This window comes from Lysinibacillus sp. GW823-FHT02G10 (genome assembly GCF_058797135.1).
Genome location: NZ_JBXAJI010000001.1, coordinates 1,320,968 through 1,337,358 on the forward strand (window position 1 = coordinate 1,320,968; position 16,391 = coordinate 1,337,358).

Annotated in this window: 15 protein-coding genes and 2 riboswitches; of the genes, 8 read left to right on the forward strand and 7 right to left on the reverse strand. The window is 39.4% G+C overall.

The genetic code is table 11. From position 1 onward, the window contains the following. Positions 1-46 precede the first annotated feature (46 nt). Positions 47-157: riboswitch (TPP riboswitch) on the reverse strand. Between the two features lie 108 nt (positions 158-265). Together parC and parE are read right to left on the reverse strand one after the other, a co-directional pair. Continuing rightward, positions 266-2,704 carry a DNA topoisomerase IV subunit A gene (parC, locus tag AC1RFD_RS06895; protein WP_492474677.1) on the reverse strand — a complete coding sequence of 813 codons (2,439 nt, stop codon included), beginning with the start codon at positions 2,702-2,704 and terminating at the stop codon, positions 266-268. After that, positions 2,701-4,677: a DNA topoisomerase IV subunit B gene (parE, locus tag AC1RFD_RS06900; RefSeq protein WP_048393067.1), complete on the reverse strand. Its 1,977-nt coding sequence runs from the start codon at positions 4,675-4,677 to the stop codon at positions 2,701-2,703. Before parE ends, parC begins: the two co-directional genes overlap by 4 nt. Before the next feature lie 561 nt (positions 4,678-5,238). Here parE and plsY point away from each other — a divergent pair. The 6 genes from plsY (at position 5,239) to AC1RFD_RS06930 (ending at position 10,527) form a co-directional block, all read left to right on the forward strand. Beyond that, the gene (plsY, locus tag AC1RFD_RS06905; protein ID WP_048393068.1) at positions 5,239-5,841 is read left to right on the forward strand and encodes a glycerol-3-phosphate 1-O-acyltransferase PlsY; all 603 of its coding nucleotides are present in this window, start codon (positions 5,239-5,241) and stop codon (positions 5,839-5,841) included. A gap of 19 nt (positions 5,842-5,860) precedes the next feature. Continuing rightward, entirely contained in the window at positions 5,861-6,151 is a 291-nt protein-coding gene (locus AC1RFD_RS06910; protein ID WP_048393071.1) for a HesB/YadR/YfhF family protein, read from the forward strand. A 188-nt stretch (positions 6,152-6,339) separates the two neighbouring features. After that, entirely contained in the window at positions 6,340-7,884 is a 1,545-nt protein-coding gene (locus tag AC1RFD_RS06915; RefSeq protein ID WP_054550233.1) for a spore germination protein, read from the forward strand. Positions 7,885-7,909: 25 nt separating this feature from the next. Next, positions 7,910-9,109: a Ger(x)C family spore germination protein gene (locus AC1RFD_RS06920; RefSeq protein ID WP_492474679.1), complete on the forward strand. Its 1,200-nt coding sequence runs from the start codon at positions 7,910-7,912 to the stop codon at positions 9,107-9,109. Positions 9,110-9,113: 4 nt separating this feature from the next. Then, on the forward strand, positions 9,114-9,347 hold the full coding sequence (locus tag AC1RFD_RS06925) for a hypothetical protein (protein WP_259419480.1): 234 nt from the start codon (positions 9,114-9,116) through the stop codon (positions 9,345-9,347). 31 nt (positions 9,348-9,378) lie between these two features. Then, the gene (locus tag AC1RFD_RS06930; RefSeq protein WP_066036678.1) at positions 9,379-10,527 is read left to right on the forward strand and encodes a GerAB/ArcD/ProY family transporter; all 1,149 of its coding nucleotides are present in this window, start codon (positions 9,379-9,381) and stop codon (positions 10,525-10,527) included. Between the two features lie 39 nt (positions 10,528-10,566). Here AC1RFD_RS06930 and metA read toward each other — a convergent pair whose 3' ends face one another. Continuing rightward, complete coding sequence (gene metA, locus AC1RFD_RS06935) at positions 10,567-11,502, reverse strand: homoserine O-acetyltransferase MetA (protein WP_004227915.1); 936 nt, start codon at positions 11,500-11,502, stop codon at positions 10,567-10,569. A 123-nt stretch (positions 11,503-11,625) separates the two neighbouring features. After that, positions 11,626-11,737: riboswitch (SAM riboswitch) on the reverse strand. 203 nt (positions 11,738-11,940) lie between these two features. Between metA and AC1RFD_RS06940 the strand changes: the two genes are divergently transcribed. Then, positions 11,941-12,312, forward strand: a complete 372-nt coding sequence (locus AC1RFD_RS06940) for a nucleotide excision repair endonuclease (RefSeq protein ID WP_004227912.1) — start codon at positions 11,941-11,943, stop codon at positions 12,310-12,312. Positions 12,313-12,364: 52 nt separating this feature from the next. Here the strand turns inward: AC1RFD_RS06940 and AC1RFD_RS06945 are convergent, their stop codons facing one another. Continuing rightward, positions 12,365-12,751 (reverse strand): hypothetical protein, encoded by a 387-nt coding sequence (locus AC1RFD_RS06945; RefSeq protein ID WP_313869691.1) that lies wholly within the window; start codon positions 12,749-12,751, stop codon positions 12,365-12,367. 22 nt (positions 12,752-12,773) lie between these two features. Then, positions 12,774-13,556, reverse strand: a complete 783-nt coding sequence (locus tag AC1RFD_RS06950; RefSeq protein ID WP_054550238.1) for a TrmB family transcriptional regulator — start codon at positions 13,554-13,556, stop codon at positions 12,774-12,776. Positions 13,557-13,681: 125 nt separating this feature from the next. Between AC1RFD_RS06950 and AC1RFD_RS06955 the strand changes: the two genes are divergently transcribed. Continuing rightward, positions 13,682-14,452: a TSUP family transporter gene (locus tag AC1RFD_RS06955; protein ID WP_048393079.1), complete on the forward strand. Its 771-nt coding sequence runs from the start codon at positions 13,682-13,684 to the stop codon at positions 14,450-14,452. A 40-nt stretch (positions 14,453-14,492) separates the two neighbouring features. On the opposite strand, the gene panF is transcribed toward AC1RFD_RS06955, so the two are convergent. Both panF and AC1RFD_RS06965 read right to left on the reverse strand, forming a co-directional pair. After that, positions 14,493-15,938 (reverse strand): sodium/pantothenate symporter, encoded by a 1,446-nt coding sequence (gene panF / locus AC1RFD_RS06960; protein WP_048393080.1) that lies wholly within the window; start codon positions 15,936-15,938, stop codon positions 14,493-14,495. After that, positions 15,938-16,201: a YhdT family protein gene (locus tag AC1RFD_RS06965; RefSeq protein ID WP_004227902.1), complete on the reverse strand. Its 264-nt coding sequence runs from the start codon at positions 16,199-16,201 to the stop codon at positions 15,938-15,940. The genes panF and AC1RFD_RS06965 overlap by 1 nt, the downstream gene beginning before the upstream one ends. Positions 16,202-16,391 lie beyond the last annotated feature (190 nt).

A 16,391-nucleotide genomic window follows, 5' to 3' on the forward strand; every position in this document is an offset into this window, starting at 1 on the left:
GCCTAGGATTCCTCCCAGACGTATTGCAATCAATCTTCAAAACTTTGCTTTTTGAATAGATGTTCCCTACGCTGGTACGAGCCAAATCAGGTTCAAAGGGTCAGCGTCTACCGGACACAATCTCAGCTAGCAATTACTAGCCCCCCTACATTCTTTCGCTATGAACTTTTCGATGATTATTATACCCATAGTTTCACTTAAATGACAAGGTGCTATTTTTGAATAGAGCTTAAAGCCCTGCGCTCCTAAGAGGCTGGGCATGCTTTTAGCTTGGTTTCTGTTCTTTTTTGGCTGTTACAACATGAGAAATTGCTCCATCTGTTGCAATATCCACTTTAAATGAACCATTGGAATGGCGATCCGCACGAGACAATGCTTGTACGTCAATCATCTCTTGAACACCTTTTTCAGTTTCAATCACAACCTGCTCCTCGTCTGTTGCTTGAACAACTGCCACAATTCGGTGAGGGTTTGCTTTTAACTCTGTTAATACTTTTAGTCCACGTTTTGCACGACTCGCTACTTCAACTTCAGCGACATTCATTTTCTTTACGGCCCCACGCTGTGTCACAATTACTACATAGTGGGTAACATCAGGCTGTAACACATTGACTCCAACTAAGGCTTCTCCATCTTTTAGTGTGATCCCTTTCACACCGCCTGTTTTCACACCTGTAACTGGTAACTCCTCCATAGGGAAACGAATCGCATAGGCTGTATCCGTTGTGAGCATCAGCTCCACGTCATCTGTTACAAATGATGCATAGATCATCGCATCACCAGCCTTGACGTTCATCGTTTTAATTGGCTTTGAATAACGTGTTACCGCATAGTCTGCGAGTGGTGAGCGCTTAATTTGGCCATCTTTTGTGGCTGTGAAGACATACGTATTTGGCTGTTCAAATGTTTCGAAGCCATAAACCGCAATAATGGATTCATCTTCCCCTGTTGGCACAATACTTGAAATATGCTGGCCGAGATCCTTCCAGCGTATATCAGGCAGCTCATGAACAGGCTGATAAATATAATTGCCTCGATTTGTGAAAAGCAGTAGATGGTGCTGAGTATTTAAATTTGCTTCATACAATAAATAATCTGAATCCTTCATGGCAAAATCTTGCCCGTTTGAAGCGGCATGAGAACGTGTGGATGTACGTTTAATATAACCATCCTTCGTTACTGTTACGACAACCTCTTCACTTGGCACAAGGACATCCAATGTAATTTTGATTTCTTCAATTTCTTGCTCAATCTTCGAGCGACGAGGCTCTGTAAAGCGTTTCTTAATATCTAGTAACTCTTGTTTAATAACACGCACTAGCTTTGCTTCACTTTGTAGAATCCCCTCTAGCTTCGCAATTAGCTTATTTAACTCGTCCTGTTCCTGACGAAGCTCTGTAATATCCGTATTCGTTAAACGATATAATTGCAGGCTTACAATGGCCTCTGCCTGTACCTCTGTAAAATCAAACTTTGCTTGTAAATTAAGCTTCGCATCCTTCTTATCATTTGAAGAACGGATCGTCGCAATGACTTCATCTAAAATGGAAAGAGCTTTAATTAATCCATCTACAATATGAGAACGATCCTTTGCCTTTTGTAAATCATAAATGGAACGGTTTGTTACCACTTCTTTTTGATGGGCAATATACGCATCTAGCAATAATGGCAATGTCATCATCGTTGGACGACGATTATGAATGGCAATCATATTAAAATTATAAGCTACCTGTAAATCAGTTGTTTTAAACAAGTACTGTAAAATTCCTTGTCCTGGTACATCCTTTTTCAGCTCAATTACGACACGTAAGCCTGTACGGTCTGATTCATCACGAATTTCCGCAATGCCTTCTAGTCGTTTATCTACACGTTGCTCATCAATTTTTTTCACAAGATTCGCTTTATTTACATCATATGGTAACTCAGTGATAACAATTTGCTCTTTACCACCCTTGGTTGGTTCAACAACTGCTTGTGCACGGACGATGATTTTACCACGACCTGTTTCATACGCCTTTTTAATGCCATCAACACCTTGAATGATTCCACCCGTTGGGAAATCAGGTCCTTTAATCACCGTCATCAATTCATCTACAGTAACATTAGGCTTGTCTAAGCGCATCAACACAGCATCCAGTACTTCATCTAAGGCATGTGGCGGAATATCTGTCGCATAACCAGCGGAAATTCCTGTAGAGCCATTGACTAAAAGGTTAGGAAAACGTGCTGGTAATACAGTTGGCTCCATATCCTGATCATCAAAGTTTGGCACAAATTCGACCGTTTTCTTGCCAATATCTCGAAGCATTTCAGCGGCAATAGCTGATAGTCTCGCCTCTGTATAACGCATTGCAGCTGGAGGATCGCCATCTACCGAGCCATTGTTCCCGTGCATCTCAATGAGCATATGACGTGCCTTCCAGTCCTGACTCATCCGTACCATCGCTTCATACACAGAGCTATCGCCGTGCGGATGATAATTACCAATTACATTACCCACTGTTTTTGCGGATTTACGGAACGGCTTATCATGTGTGTTGCCTTCCGTAAACATCGCATATAAAATACGGCGCTGTACTGGTTTAAGACCGTCACGTGCATCAGGCAACGCGCGGTCTTGAATAATATATTTACTATAGCGACCAAAACGGTCACCCATTACTTCTTCTAACGGTAAATCTTGAAACTTTTCTGTACTACTCATGCTTGGTCCTCCTCTTGTTGGATGAATTCATTCTCTAAAATGTTAGAATCATCCTCCATACCGAAGTCTACATTGGCTTCGATCCATTTACGACGTGGTTCCACCTTATCACCCATTAACGTCGTGACACGTCTCTCCGCTCGTGCACCATCCTCGATTGTGACACGAATCAATGTCCGTGTTTCAGGGTTCATTGTTGTGTCCCATAGTTGGTCTGCATTCATCTCACCAAGACCTTTATAGCGCTGTAATATGTAACCCTTTCCAACCTTCTTGATGGCCTTTTGTAAGTCACTTTCTGTCCAAGCATATTCAATGACTTCTTTTTTCCCTGTACCTCTTGAGACTTTATAAAGCGGCGGTAGTGCGATATAGACCTTTCCAGACTCAATGAGCGGACGCATATAACGATAGAAGAATGTTAATAGCAAGACTTGAATATGTGCCCCATCCGTATCCGCATCGGTCATGATGACTACTTTATTGTAGGCAGAATCCTCCACCGCAAAATCCGTACCAACACCTGCCCCAATGGCATGGATAATCGTTGAAATTTCTTCGTTTTTCATAATATCCTGTAGCTTGGCTTTCTCTGTATTGATTACCTTCCCGCGCAATGGCAGAATCGCTTGGAATGTACGGTCACGACCTTGTTTAGCAGAGCCACCCGCAGAATCACCCTCGACTAAATACAGCTCATTTTTTGCCGCATTACGTGACTGAGCTGGTGTTAATTTTCCAGATAAAATCGTACTACCCTTTTTGTTTTTCTTGCCATTTCGTGCATCCTCACGCGCTTTACGAGCTGCTTCACGCACTTGCTGCGCTCGAATCGCTTTACGAACAAGAGAAGCTGATAACTCTGCATTTTCCTCTAGCACATACAAAATTTGCTCAGACACTACACTATCTACTGCAGAACGAGCCTCACTTGTCCCAAGCTTGCCCTTTGTTTGTCCTTCAAATTGCAGTAAATGCTCTGGGATACGAACAGACACGATCGCTGCTAAGCCCTCACGAATATCTGTCCCCTCAAGGTTTTTATCCTTGTCCTTTAACAGGCCAATTTTTCTTGCATATTCATTAAAGACACGTGTCAATGCTGCCTTTGCACCCGTTTCATGTGTACCACCATCACGTGTACGGACATTATTAACGAATGATAAAATCGTTTCTGAATAACCATCGTTATACTGGAAAGCGAACTCTACTTCGATTTCATCCTGTACGCCTTCTACATATTTTACTGGATGAAGGACATCTTTTTCCTCATTCAAATACGCAACGAAAGCCTCGATGCCATTCTCATAAAAGAACACATCGCTCTTGCCTTCCTCGCGCTCATCAATTAATTCAATTTTTAAGCCCTTTAATAAAAAGGCTGATTCACGTAATCGTTCTGCTAACGTATCATAATTGAATTTTGTGACAGAGAAGATCGTTTCATCTGGTAGGAAATGAACAAGCGTTCCTGTCTGCTTGGTCTGCCCAATATTTTCAAGTGTTGTGACAGGCTGTCCACCATGTTCAAAGCGTTGACGATACTTTTTACCATCGCGATGGATTGTCACCTCTAAAAATGTTGAGAGCGCATTCACAACGGAAGAACCAACACCATGTAAACCTCCACTTGTTTTATAGCCACCTTGACCAAATTTACCACCAGCGTGTAGCACTGTAAAAATAATTTCTGGTGTCGGTTTGCCCATTTTATGCATACCGGTTGGCATCCCACGGCCAAAGTCGCGCACACTCATACTTTGATCTTTATGAATTGTGACAATAATATGAGATCCAAAGCCAGCCAGTGCTTCATCCACCGCATTATCTACGATTTCATACACAAGGTGATGAAGTCCACGGCCATCCGTAGAACCGATATACATGCCAGGTCGTTTGCGTACCGCTTCTAATCCTTCTAATACTTGTATAGCGTCATCATTATAGACGCTAGGTGACTGTTTATTCGTCAAAAAAATTCCCCTCCAAAAAACAAACACATGTTCTATTTATGTTCTCATCCTAATAATAATAGCATTTCCTGTCAATAGCTAGCGACAGGTCCAATAAAATTTTAAAATTTGCTCACAGTTTTGATCTTTTTTATTAATAGTAAACATCTTCAACAGTTGCTTAAAATTGGTATTTGAGCAAGACAGACTGCTTCTAGCTTCCATCATCATTTGACGCATTGAAGCCTACTTAGTTGCAAAATAAAGTTGTGATGCTTGCAAATAAAAGCACACTAACTCGTGCCTTGCGATTAAACAGGATAAAGTTAGACTTCTATTCTACCAAAGGAATGAGCGATTGACAAAATTGCCATTTTGCCTATATTTTTATAAAGGTTTTAGTGCTTCCTACAAATTTATGTCTAAAAGCCTAGTCCTCACTAATAGATTCTCTTTTGTATTGATTCAAGACTTCGGATGAAATCTCCTTCATAACATTGTAGATTAGCAAGAAAAAGTGTAAAATACTTGTTACAAACTATTAGTACCAAGTGATGGACTATGAATGAAAGGAGTCCAACTATGATCAATGGACTTATTATTTTATGTGCTTATCTAATCGGCTCTATACCTTCTGGATTATGGATAGGCAAAATTTTTTATAATACCGATATTCGTGAACACGGGAGCGGTAATCTTGGTGCGACCAATACTTTTAGAACATTAGGGAAAAAGGCTGGTATTATTGTTACGGTGATGGATGTCTTAAAAGGAACTGCCGCTGTCTTACTCGTGACACTTCCTGTTTTCTCTGATACTACACTCCACTCTTTATTACTGGGTCTTGTCGCTGTTATCGGTCATATGTTCCCGATCTTTGCCAACTTCCGTGGTGGGAAAGCTGTGGCAACGTCAGCTGGTGTATTATTAGGCTATTCTTGGCCACTCTTTGTCCTACTATTTATTACCTTTATTGTGACATTAAAAATCACAAAAATCGTCAGCTTAACATCAATGATAGCCGCTTTAGTAGCGCTTATCTATGCAATCGTTTATTATTTTATTACAGGTGACTTTGCATTAGGCATCTTGGTAGCCTTTTTATTTACCTTTATTATTTATCGTCACCGTGCCAATATTGCTCGTATTAAAAACGGCACCGAACCAAAGGTAAAATGGCTGTAGGAAGAGAGGAGCATTTGAAATGAATATTGCATTGACAGATGAAGCCCTACAATGGTTCAAACATGAAATGGAAGTTGAACCTGGTGATACAATTCGTTTTTATGCACGTTATGGTGGCTCAAGTCCGTTTCACGAAGGCTTTTCACTAGGAATGACACGTGAGGAACCTATTGCCATAGGTGTGCAAACAGAAATTGATGGTGTTATCTATTACATTGATGAGAAAGATCTTTGGTTCTTTAACGATCACAATTTACATGTTGATGTTGATACAAGTAATGATGAATTACAATACGACTATCGTACATAAAGCAGTCTGTCCTTTCCATACATGAAAGGACAGACTGTTTTTTTATTTATTACAAAACAAGACACACGAAAGTTGCAAGGAATGTGATATTGCCACAAATAGCTAGATTTTTCATATCACTTTCGTTTATCTCTCAAAAAAATTGTCCATTCTAAAGGTAATGAACGACCATTTGAGGAGGAAAACACATGTCCATGTCTAACAATAACGAGACCTCCCCATCCCATACAACGAACGATTTATTGTATACTTCCCTATCTAAAAATATAAAAATCATTCAACAATCACTAGGGCATAGTAATGATATTATCATACGTGAAATTGCGATTGGAGAAACTGATCCCCATAGCCTCGCCATTATTTCCATTGATGGCTTATCGGATAAAACGACTATTTCTGATTCTGTTATCGATAAACTGATGGCAAATATTGAAGAAGAACAAGATATTGAAATAACAACCATTAATCAATATGTTCGGAATTCCTATTTAACGGTAGGCGATGTGACGAATATTGAGCATTTCACAACACTTTACAATGCCATTCTCAATGGTGAAACGGTTATTTTATTAGATGGCTTTGCCGAAGGGATTGTGACAAGTACTAGAAGTGCCAAGGATCGAGCTGTCACAGAGCCATCGACGGAATCCGTAATTCGCGGACCGAGGGAATCCTTTACGGAAACCTTGCGTACGAATACAGCGCTCATTCGTCGCAAAATAAAAAGTCCGAATCTCTGGATAAAATCACGCGTTATCGGAGATGTGACACAAACAGATGTAGCAGTGATGTATATAAATGGCATCGCCAGTGACAAAATCGTCGCAGAGGTATTGGCTCGATTAGATCGTATTAATATTGATGGCATTCTGGAAAGTGGCTATATTGAGGATTTTATTCAAGACTCAAAAAACTCTATGTTTCCTACCGTCTACAACTCTGAACGACCTGATGTCATCGCAGGTGAATTATTAGATGGCAAAGTGGCGATTCTAGTTGATGGCACACCTTTTGTCTTAGTCGTTCCAGCGCTATTTACATCCTTTTTACAATCAGCAGAAGATTATTATCAGCATTGGATGATTAGCTCACTTGTACGTATCTTGCGTTTCTTTGGTATCAGTCTAGCATTAGTAGCACCATCCTTGTATGTGGCGATTACTACCTTTCATCAGGAAATGCTACCGACACCCATGTTAATTAGCATTGCTTCACAAAGGGAAGGCGTACCCTTTCCTGCAGTAGTAGAAGCGCTTATTATGGAGGTTGCCTTTGAGGTCTTAAGGGAAGCTGGACTTCGTATGCCTCGAACAATCGGTCCTGCGGTATCCATCGTAGGTACTTTAGTTATTGGTCAGGCAGCAGTTGATGCAGGCGTCGTTTCCGCTGTAATGGTAATTATTGTAGCCTTAACAGCGATTTGTAGCTTTCTATTCCCTGCCTATGGCTTATCGAATACGATTCGTGTACTACGTTTCCCATTAATGATTTTAGCTGCTATGTTTGGTTTATTCGGTGTAATGTTTGGCATTATGCTAATTATTCTTCATCTATGTAGCATTCGTTCATTTGGTGTACCTTATTTAAGCCCATTCGCACCGTTGGTATTACAGGATCAGAAGGATGCGTTTCTGCTGTTCCCGCGTAGAAAGTTACTTACACGACCTCGTTTGGTCAATCAAAAAAATATTGTTAGAGGACATAAATATATCAATGTAAAAAGCAGGAAATAACAACTGGATAAATGAGGAATGGAATATGGCAAAAATAAACTGGATTTGCTTACTATGTATCCTCACAATACTGTTAAGTGGCTGCTGGAGTAAGCGTGAATTAAATGAATTGGCCATAGTCGTAGCATTTGGCATTGACAAAATAGATGAGGAATATGAAATTACAGTTCAAATTGTTGATCCTAGTGAAGTCTCAGTGCGCCAAGCTTCCACTCAACGCTCTCCTGTCGTTAGCTATCATTCGAGAGGCGAGACCATCTTTGAAGCCATTCGGAAAATGACGACTATTGCAGCTCGAAAACCTTATTTTGCCCACCTTCAAGTGGTTGTATTAGGGGAAGATCTCGCGAAAGAAGGCATTAGTGATGCACTTGATTTAATTGTAAGGGACCATGAATTTCGTAAGGATTTCGACGTCATTATGTCTCACGATGCAACAGCAAAGGAAGTATTAAATGTACTAACACCCATCGAAAAAGTTCCTGCTAATAAAATGTTAAATTCTCTTGATGTCTCTGAGAAGGCTTGGGGCTCCACGATAGCTGTTAATATTGATGAATTAGTCAATACATTAAGCAATAAGCATAAAGGGGCGTTAATTTCTGCTATTGAAGTTCATGGGGATAAGAAATTAGGGGTAGATCAAACAAATGTGCAACGTGTTAAAACACCTGTGCTATTACGTTATACAGGTTTAGCAGTCTTTAAAGGGGATAAATATATAGGGCTACTGACTGAGAGCGAAAGCAAAAGTATTAGTTTTCTTAATGACAAAATTCAAAGTACGATAGAAATCATCGCCTGTCCTAATAAAGGGACTTTGTCTACTGAAATCACCCAATCCACTACAAAGGTGAAAGGGTCATTTAAAAACGGGAAACCGAAAATCGATGTCCATATTAATGTAGAGCAGAATGTTGGAGAGGTCGAATGTGTTATCGATCTTACCAAAAATAAATCGATTGATTACGTTAATAAAAAAACAGCCCAGGGTATTGATGAACGCATTGAAAAAACTGTAGAGAAAATTCAACAGCAATATGAAGTCGATGTTTTTGGATTTGGGGATGCCCTACATCGGGCAGATCCAAAGCAGTGGAAAAAAATCAAGGATGACTGGACTTCCATTTTTCCAGATTTAGCAGTGGCTGTTCATGTAAAGGTAACAACCCAAGGTTCAGGTACGATGCAAAATTCATTATTAAACAAGCCAAAGGAGGAGTAATGAGATGGTACTAGCCGTAGCTATCTTGATTATTGCAATCATTGTTGCTCTTGTTTTTATTCCAAAGCTAAAAAAGCAACAGGATAGAAAAGCCATTATTGTATTCTCCTTTTTGCTACTTATTGGAACGGCTTTAAATATGGGGATTGCCCTTAAAATCCATATTCCTAGCCCATTAGATTTGATTACCTTTATCTTCACACCAATTAGGGATTACATTGTGTCATTCACAAAATAGAAAGATGGACTGAGAAACGGAGGGTAGCTTGATGGAAAAAGAGATAATTAGTTCAAGACAGTTTACAATCGTTACCTTTCTCTATTCTATCGGTACAGCGATTTTAATTATCCCTTCGAGTATTACTGGTGCCGCTAAGCAAGATGCTTGGATAGCGGCAAGCATTGGTGTTCTGCTCAGTTTACTGGTTCTAAAATTATTTTTAACACTGGCCAATCAAACACCGTCCCTAAACTTTATCGAGGCCAATGAAAAAATTCTTGGGCGTTTTTTCGGGAAAATCACAGCGATTTGTTTCCTGATTATGACCTTTCTTTCGGCTGGAGAATTACTTTATTTTATCGGTATTTTCATGAAAACGGAAGTTATGCCAGAGACACCGACATTAGCATTTGCCCTACTGTTCAGTATCCTTATTATGTATGCCGCTTATTTAGGGATTGAGACCTTTGCCCGTTCGGCAGAAATCCTCTTCCCATTGTTTATCTTTATTTTTATTTTTTTCGTCATTAGTATTACCCCTCAAATTACATTTGAGAATATTCAGCCTCTACTAGAAGCGACCAAAGCATCTATGTTTTATAGTATTGCACGCTTTATGAGTATCTTTTCCTTTCCATTAATTGTATTATTGATGCTCTATCCTACTGGCGTCAATGTACAGCCGTCTGCACAGAAAGGGCTATATATTGGGGCAATCCTTGGCGGAATCGTCTTAGTTACGTTGATTGTCCTATCGATTCTTGTATTAGGTCCTGAAAACACTGCATCAAGGACATTTCCTAGCTATGCCTTAGCGCAAAGAATATCTATAGGGAATTTTTTACAGCGCATTGAAATCATTATGGCATTTATGTGGATTACGTCTATATATATTCGTACATTTATGTATTTCTATACGACCGTTGTTGGCCTTGCACAAATTTTGAAGATTAAGGATCATCGTCCGCTTATTATACCGATGGGTATAATTGTCATTGGACTTTCTCAAATTGTTCATCCAGATATTGTGCATTCTACTAATTATAATAATGAAATTTGGCCAATTTTTTCCTTTATTTTCACCATTTTATTACCCATACTTTTGCTGATTGTAGTAGTTATTCGCAATCGTAAATCCAAGGCTCAAAATAACGAAACACCTCAGCAGGAAACAGAAAATGACAATCAAAAAGTCTAATTTCTTCTAAGCTAGAAAAGAAATTAGACTTTTTATTAATTAAATATGATATTCGATTTCATCTACAAAATCCCATTCATATGGTGTTTCTTGGTAAACATAGTAGTTCAACCAGTTAGAGAATAATAGATGCGTATGGGCACGCCATGTATTCATCGGCACTTGTGTCGGATCGTCATTCGGGAAGTAGTTTACAGGAACGGCGATATCTATGCCCTTCGCCACATCGCGACTGTATTCATCGGCTAGCGTTGTCGCATCATACTCTAGATGCCCCGTAATCATAATATTTTTATTATCTTTTGATTGTACAATAAATACCCCAGCATCCTCTGAATAGGATAATAATCGTAGATCTGGATGATTGCGAACCTCGTCAATCGAAACAGATGTATAGCGTGAATGGGGCGCAGTAAATAAATCACTAAAGCCACGTACCAAATCTACAGTTAAATCTGTAATCACATGGGAATAGACGCCTGAGCATTTAGCAGAAAGCTCAACCTTCCCAATGCCATAATGATGATACAATGCAGCCTGTGCCCCCCAACATATATGTAGCACGGATGTCACATTCTTTTTAGACCAATCCATAATTTCTGAAATTTCCTGCCAATAGTTGACCTCTTCAAAAGCCATTTTTTCTACTGGCGCACCAGTTATAATCATACCATCATAGCGTCGGTGTCGAATCTGATTGAACGTTGTGTAGAAAAGCTGCAAATGGGATTTACTCACATTTTTAGACTCGTGTGTGGCTGTATTCAAAAAGGTAATATTCACTTGTAATGGTGTATTCCCCAATAAACGTAATAATTGGAGCTCTGTTTTTTCTTTTTCAGGCATTAAATTTAATATTAATATATTTAATGGACGGATTTGCTGTGTTTTCGCACGATCTTCTTCCATGACGAAGATTTTTTCCTCACGTAAATGTTCTCCAGCTGGTAAATTTTTCGGAATATTAATTGGCATCTTGCTTTCCCCTCTCTATAATCACTCTCTTTTAGCAAATCTTGCTTGCGTAGGATGCAACGAAATTAAAAAATCCTCCTCATTCCATACGAGATAGAATGAGAAGGATTTTTTTCACGTCCACTCTTATCTCTCAAAGGAAAAAATCCTTTGCTGGAATTAGCACCTTTCTAACAATTGTTAGAGGTTGCTGAAGCGTCATCGGGCCAAATCCCTCAGCTTCTCTTGATAAGATTATTTAATTATCTTGAATTGTAACACGAACTAGTTAGAATATCAATAATTCATAGAATATTTTGTGATTCACGCGCATGTTTCTTGGTCATTTGATGTACACTAAGCTTGCTATCTGTGGGGTTTCTACATTTAAAATTTATGGTAAACATGCCGTAATTATGTTACCATATACTTTTAGTAAGAGAGAGGAACGTGAATAGTTTGATTAAAATTGAATTTCCAAAACCAGATCTAGTAATCCGTCAACGTGAACAAGATTTAAAACCAGGTGATGTGCCAATCACACCTTACTTCGGTTTTATTGACTTCCATAAAATCACACGTGATAAAGGCGGCATTTTCTTATTCTATAATGACAAGAATGAGCTATTGTTTGTTGGGAAAGCACGTAAAATTCGTCAACGTATTAAAAAACATTTCGAGGATAATGTATCTCCGATGAAAAACCATCGTGATGAAGTGTTCAAAATTGAAGTCTATGAAGTAGAAGATCCAATGGAACGTGAAATTTACGAAACATATGCGATTAATACTTTCCGCTCTAAATATAACGTAGACAAAGTCTTTTATTAGATATCACGTAAAGAAACCGAAATCTCATCTAAAGGGATTTCGGTTTCTTTTATCACATAATGGTCATACGATCAATTGGCGTACTCTGACCGTTTATTCGCAAATCAATGGTATCCAGCTCAGGATTCTTGACGGTGACTTTAAAAACATAGGGTTGAGCCTCTTTCCTTTGCTCGCTGCCTTCTTCTAACTGGATAATAAGCCTATTTCCCTCAGCTGTAATACTTGCCAATACATTCCCTTTTGAATAATAAACAAGGTAATATGGAGCATCCTTTTCATGTAATAGTTGTATTCTGTCATTAGAAACGATATTTTTTTGGACCTTATCTGGGACAACCGTTAGCTCATGAATCGTTGGTGGTTCGGTAGGTGGTGTAGCATTACAGGCTCCTAGCATTAGTAGGCTTATTAAACCTAGCAACACGAATTTTTTCAAGTTCCTCCCCTTCCTTATACGACTATTCTAAGAAAAAAGCTTTACGTTCCTTAGCAATCCAGTCTTCTAACTCCTGGTCATCACGTTTTACTAACCGATTGATGAGCACATCATGCCATATATAATCCTCTAACAAATAAATATGAACCGGATCATTGGTGATAAAGGCCGTCTCTTGGGTAGATGGAGAATGACCATAAATCATTTCCTGACCATCTATCGATAAGATAAACCAATGCGGTGTAGACGCTTTTTTTGTATAATGTGTGGCTCTATGCTGGTCAATTGAGGCGAGATGCTCTCCTACATACAACGTAATGCCATGAACAGGAACATGCAGCGCCACCTCTTGCAAATCTTCACGTAAGGCATCATACATATCTTCCCACATCGACAGCATCACTTTTTTCTTCGCCTTCTTTAGAAGTGACTGACAATAGTTGATAATGGATTCCTTGCCCTTCAGCATGACCACTTTAGGCTCAGCTTCCTGTACTTTTTCCTCTAATTTCTCTAATTTCCCGCTTATAGACGTAAAATTCGACTCCCAGCGCTGTTGCATTTGCTGTAAGAACACAGACACAGGCATTGCCGAATAGGTCGTTTGTTCTGCGGTCTCTTCTTTTAACACGATGCCCTTTTCTACAAGGATATTTAAAATATCATACACTCTTGCACGTGGTATGCCAGAATTTTTACTAACCTGATAAGCACTGACATGACTTTGCTGAACAAGTGCCGTATAGGCCTTCGCTTCATATTCTGTAAAACCCATTTCTTTCAGCTGGGTGATTAATTCCTCCATGTAATCCCTCCGTTATCTTTATTATAGGCTACCAATGTGAAGTTTTGCCAATGAAAAAATGGGGTTTACAGCGCAAATAAAATTAGTTACTATTTCAGTAGTAACTAAATTTAAAGAGGTGTCATATGTTGTTTGAAATCGATGTACATATTCTAATATTATTAATTTCTTTTGGATTTCTGGCGGCTTTTGTTGACTCAGTAGTGGGAGGGGGCGGTTTAATTTCACTACCAGCCTTACTATTTGTTGGGCTCAATCCAGCTGCTGCGGTTGCCACGAACAAACTAGCAGGAGCTATGGGCTCGCTCACTTCCTCTATTTCTTTCTATCGTTCTGGCCAGCTGGACATTCGCTCTGTCCTCAAATATTTTCCACTAGCATTTATCGGATCATTATGTGGTGCTTGGACTGTGCATCTGATTAATCCAGCATTACTAAAGCCATTAATGCTTGTTATGCTGGCGGCTGTTGGGGTATATACGATCTTTAAAAAAGATTGGGGTGCTGTCTCTACCGTAAAAAATCTATCTAAAAAACATTTGTTTTTATTTATGCTGCTATTATTTGCTATTGGTTTTTATGATGGATTTCTTGGTCCTGGCACAGGGTCGTTTTTAATCTTTAGCTTCTTATTGGTAGGCTTCGATTTTTTAAAGGCGGCTGGTAATGCGAAGTTTTTAAATTTGGCGAGTAATGTGGCTGGTGTTTGTATGTTTGCTTACTTAGGTCAAATTCATTATGTTTATGGTCTAGTCATGGGCATTGCGCAAATTGGTGGGGCTATGCTTGGCTCACGGATGGCAATCAAGAAAGGAAGTGGCTTTGTCCGCACACTATTTATTGTCGTTACAATGACATTACTTGCGAAAAATGCCTATGATTTTATGATGCATTAAAATAAACGCCACAGAATTTGAAATCTGTGGCGTTTTGGCGTTAAATCATAAGCTTTTCGTTTTTAAATTTATGACTAGTGGACAAACTGACAATCACAAAAATAAAGAAGGATGCGACAATTGGTATCGTGACTGTATGCATACCAAAGACAGAAGGATAAAACCGATCAATCATAATATACAACAACATGCCTGAAATCATTGACGCAATCGCTCCGTATTTATTCGCTTTTTTCCAATACAATCCTAAAACGACTGTCCAAATAAAGACAGCCTCTAGTCCACCGAAGGCAAATAAGTTCAACCACACTAATAAATCAGGTGGATTGAGTGCAAAGATGACAACGGCTAGGCCAATGACTGTTGTTACAATAAAGCTTGCACGCTTTATCTCTGCATCACTAGCTTTCGGCTTCATATAATTTAAATAGATATCTTTGACAACTGTAGAGCTGACAAGCATTAGTAAAGCATTAACCGTAGACATTGTCGCAGCCATTGGTGCAGCTAAAACGATTCCTGCTAAAAATGGCGGTAATACCTTCAATGTCAGGAGCGGCATGACTTTATCACCAATCTCAATGCCCGGTAAGACAGGTCGGGCTAACACCCCAATTAAATGCATGCCAAACATGATTGTCCCTATGGCAATCGTGCCAATAAGAATCGCTTGATGCATACTTTTGGAATCCTTATAGCTCATCGCACGAACCGCAATTTGCGGAAGTCCTACAACCCCTACACCAATGAGAATCCAAAATGTTGAGACATACAGAGGCGTTAAATCTCCTTGTGCGCCAAATGGTGACACAAAGTCAGGATTTTCAGCGACCAGTGAGGCCATTATATTGTCGATGCCTCCACCTGCCACAATCGTGCCGATTAATAAAATAATTGTACCAATCACCATAATTGAACCTTGGACCGTATCTGTAAGTGCAACCGCACGAAAGCCTCCGATAATCACATATACTAACACGGAAATCGCAAAAATAAACAGTGCTGCTGTGTAGCTTAAGCCAGTTAATGACTCAATTAAGCGTGCACCCCCAACCCATTGAGCCATCATAGCCGAAAATAAGAAAACAATGATGCTAATGGCTGATAAAATAACAATGACATGGCTTTTGTAGCGTTCACGTAAAAAGTCGATTAACGTAATGGCCTGGTAACGACGAGCAATAATGGCGAATTTTTTCCCTAAAATCATGAGTACAAAATAACCTGCTGGTAGCTGAGCCATTGCCAGTAATACCCACCCAAGTCCTTTTGTATAGGCTACACCCGGTCCTCCGATAAAACTACTCGCACTGCCATATGTAGCAATCATCGTCATTGCAAGGATAAAACCACCCATTTCACGACCACCTAGGAAATACTCCTGCAGGAATGAATTAGAGGAGCGGACATGCTTATTGGCCCAAATACCGATTCCAAAAATAATAATTAAAAATAATAGCAATGGAAATACAACTTGCCAATGCATTAGCGATCCACCTCCTCATCATCGAATGGTACCTCTTTGAAAAAGAGTTTCATCACAATCCAGATAAGAAGGATCATAAAGCCTGTCCCAGCGATACAGCTATAGAAAAACCAGGCAGGAAAACCAAATACATACGTATAATTTCTTGGATCTCCTGAACCTAATCCATAGGCAAAGCCAAACCAAATCGCAAAGTTGACAAGGACGAGTCCAATTCCGATAAGCGCCTCTCGATGCGCTATTTTAAAGCGTTGATCTTTCACATGTAATCCCCCTAACCTACTCTATTTTACTGATATGTCGCTCTGATGGGAAGAGATGTGAGTAAATAAGGATAAGTTATATGGAAATGATTTTGTTATACTAAGTAAAAGGTAAGGAGAAGAAAGTTGCTTGATCCTGACGTTTTTCACACAAACCTAACTATCCCTCACAATTATGTAGACATCTACA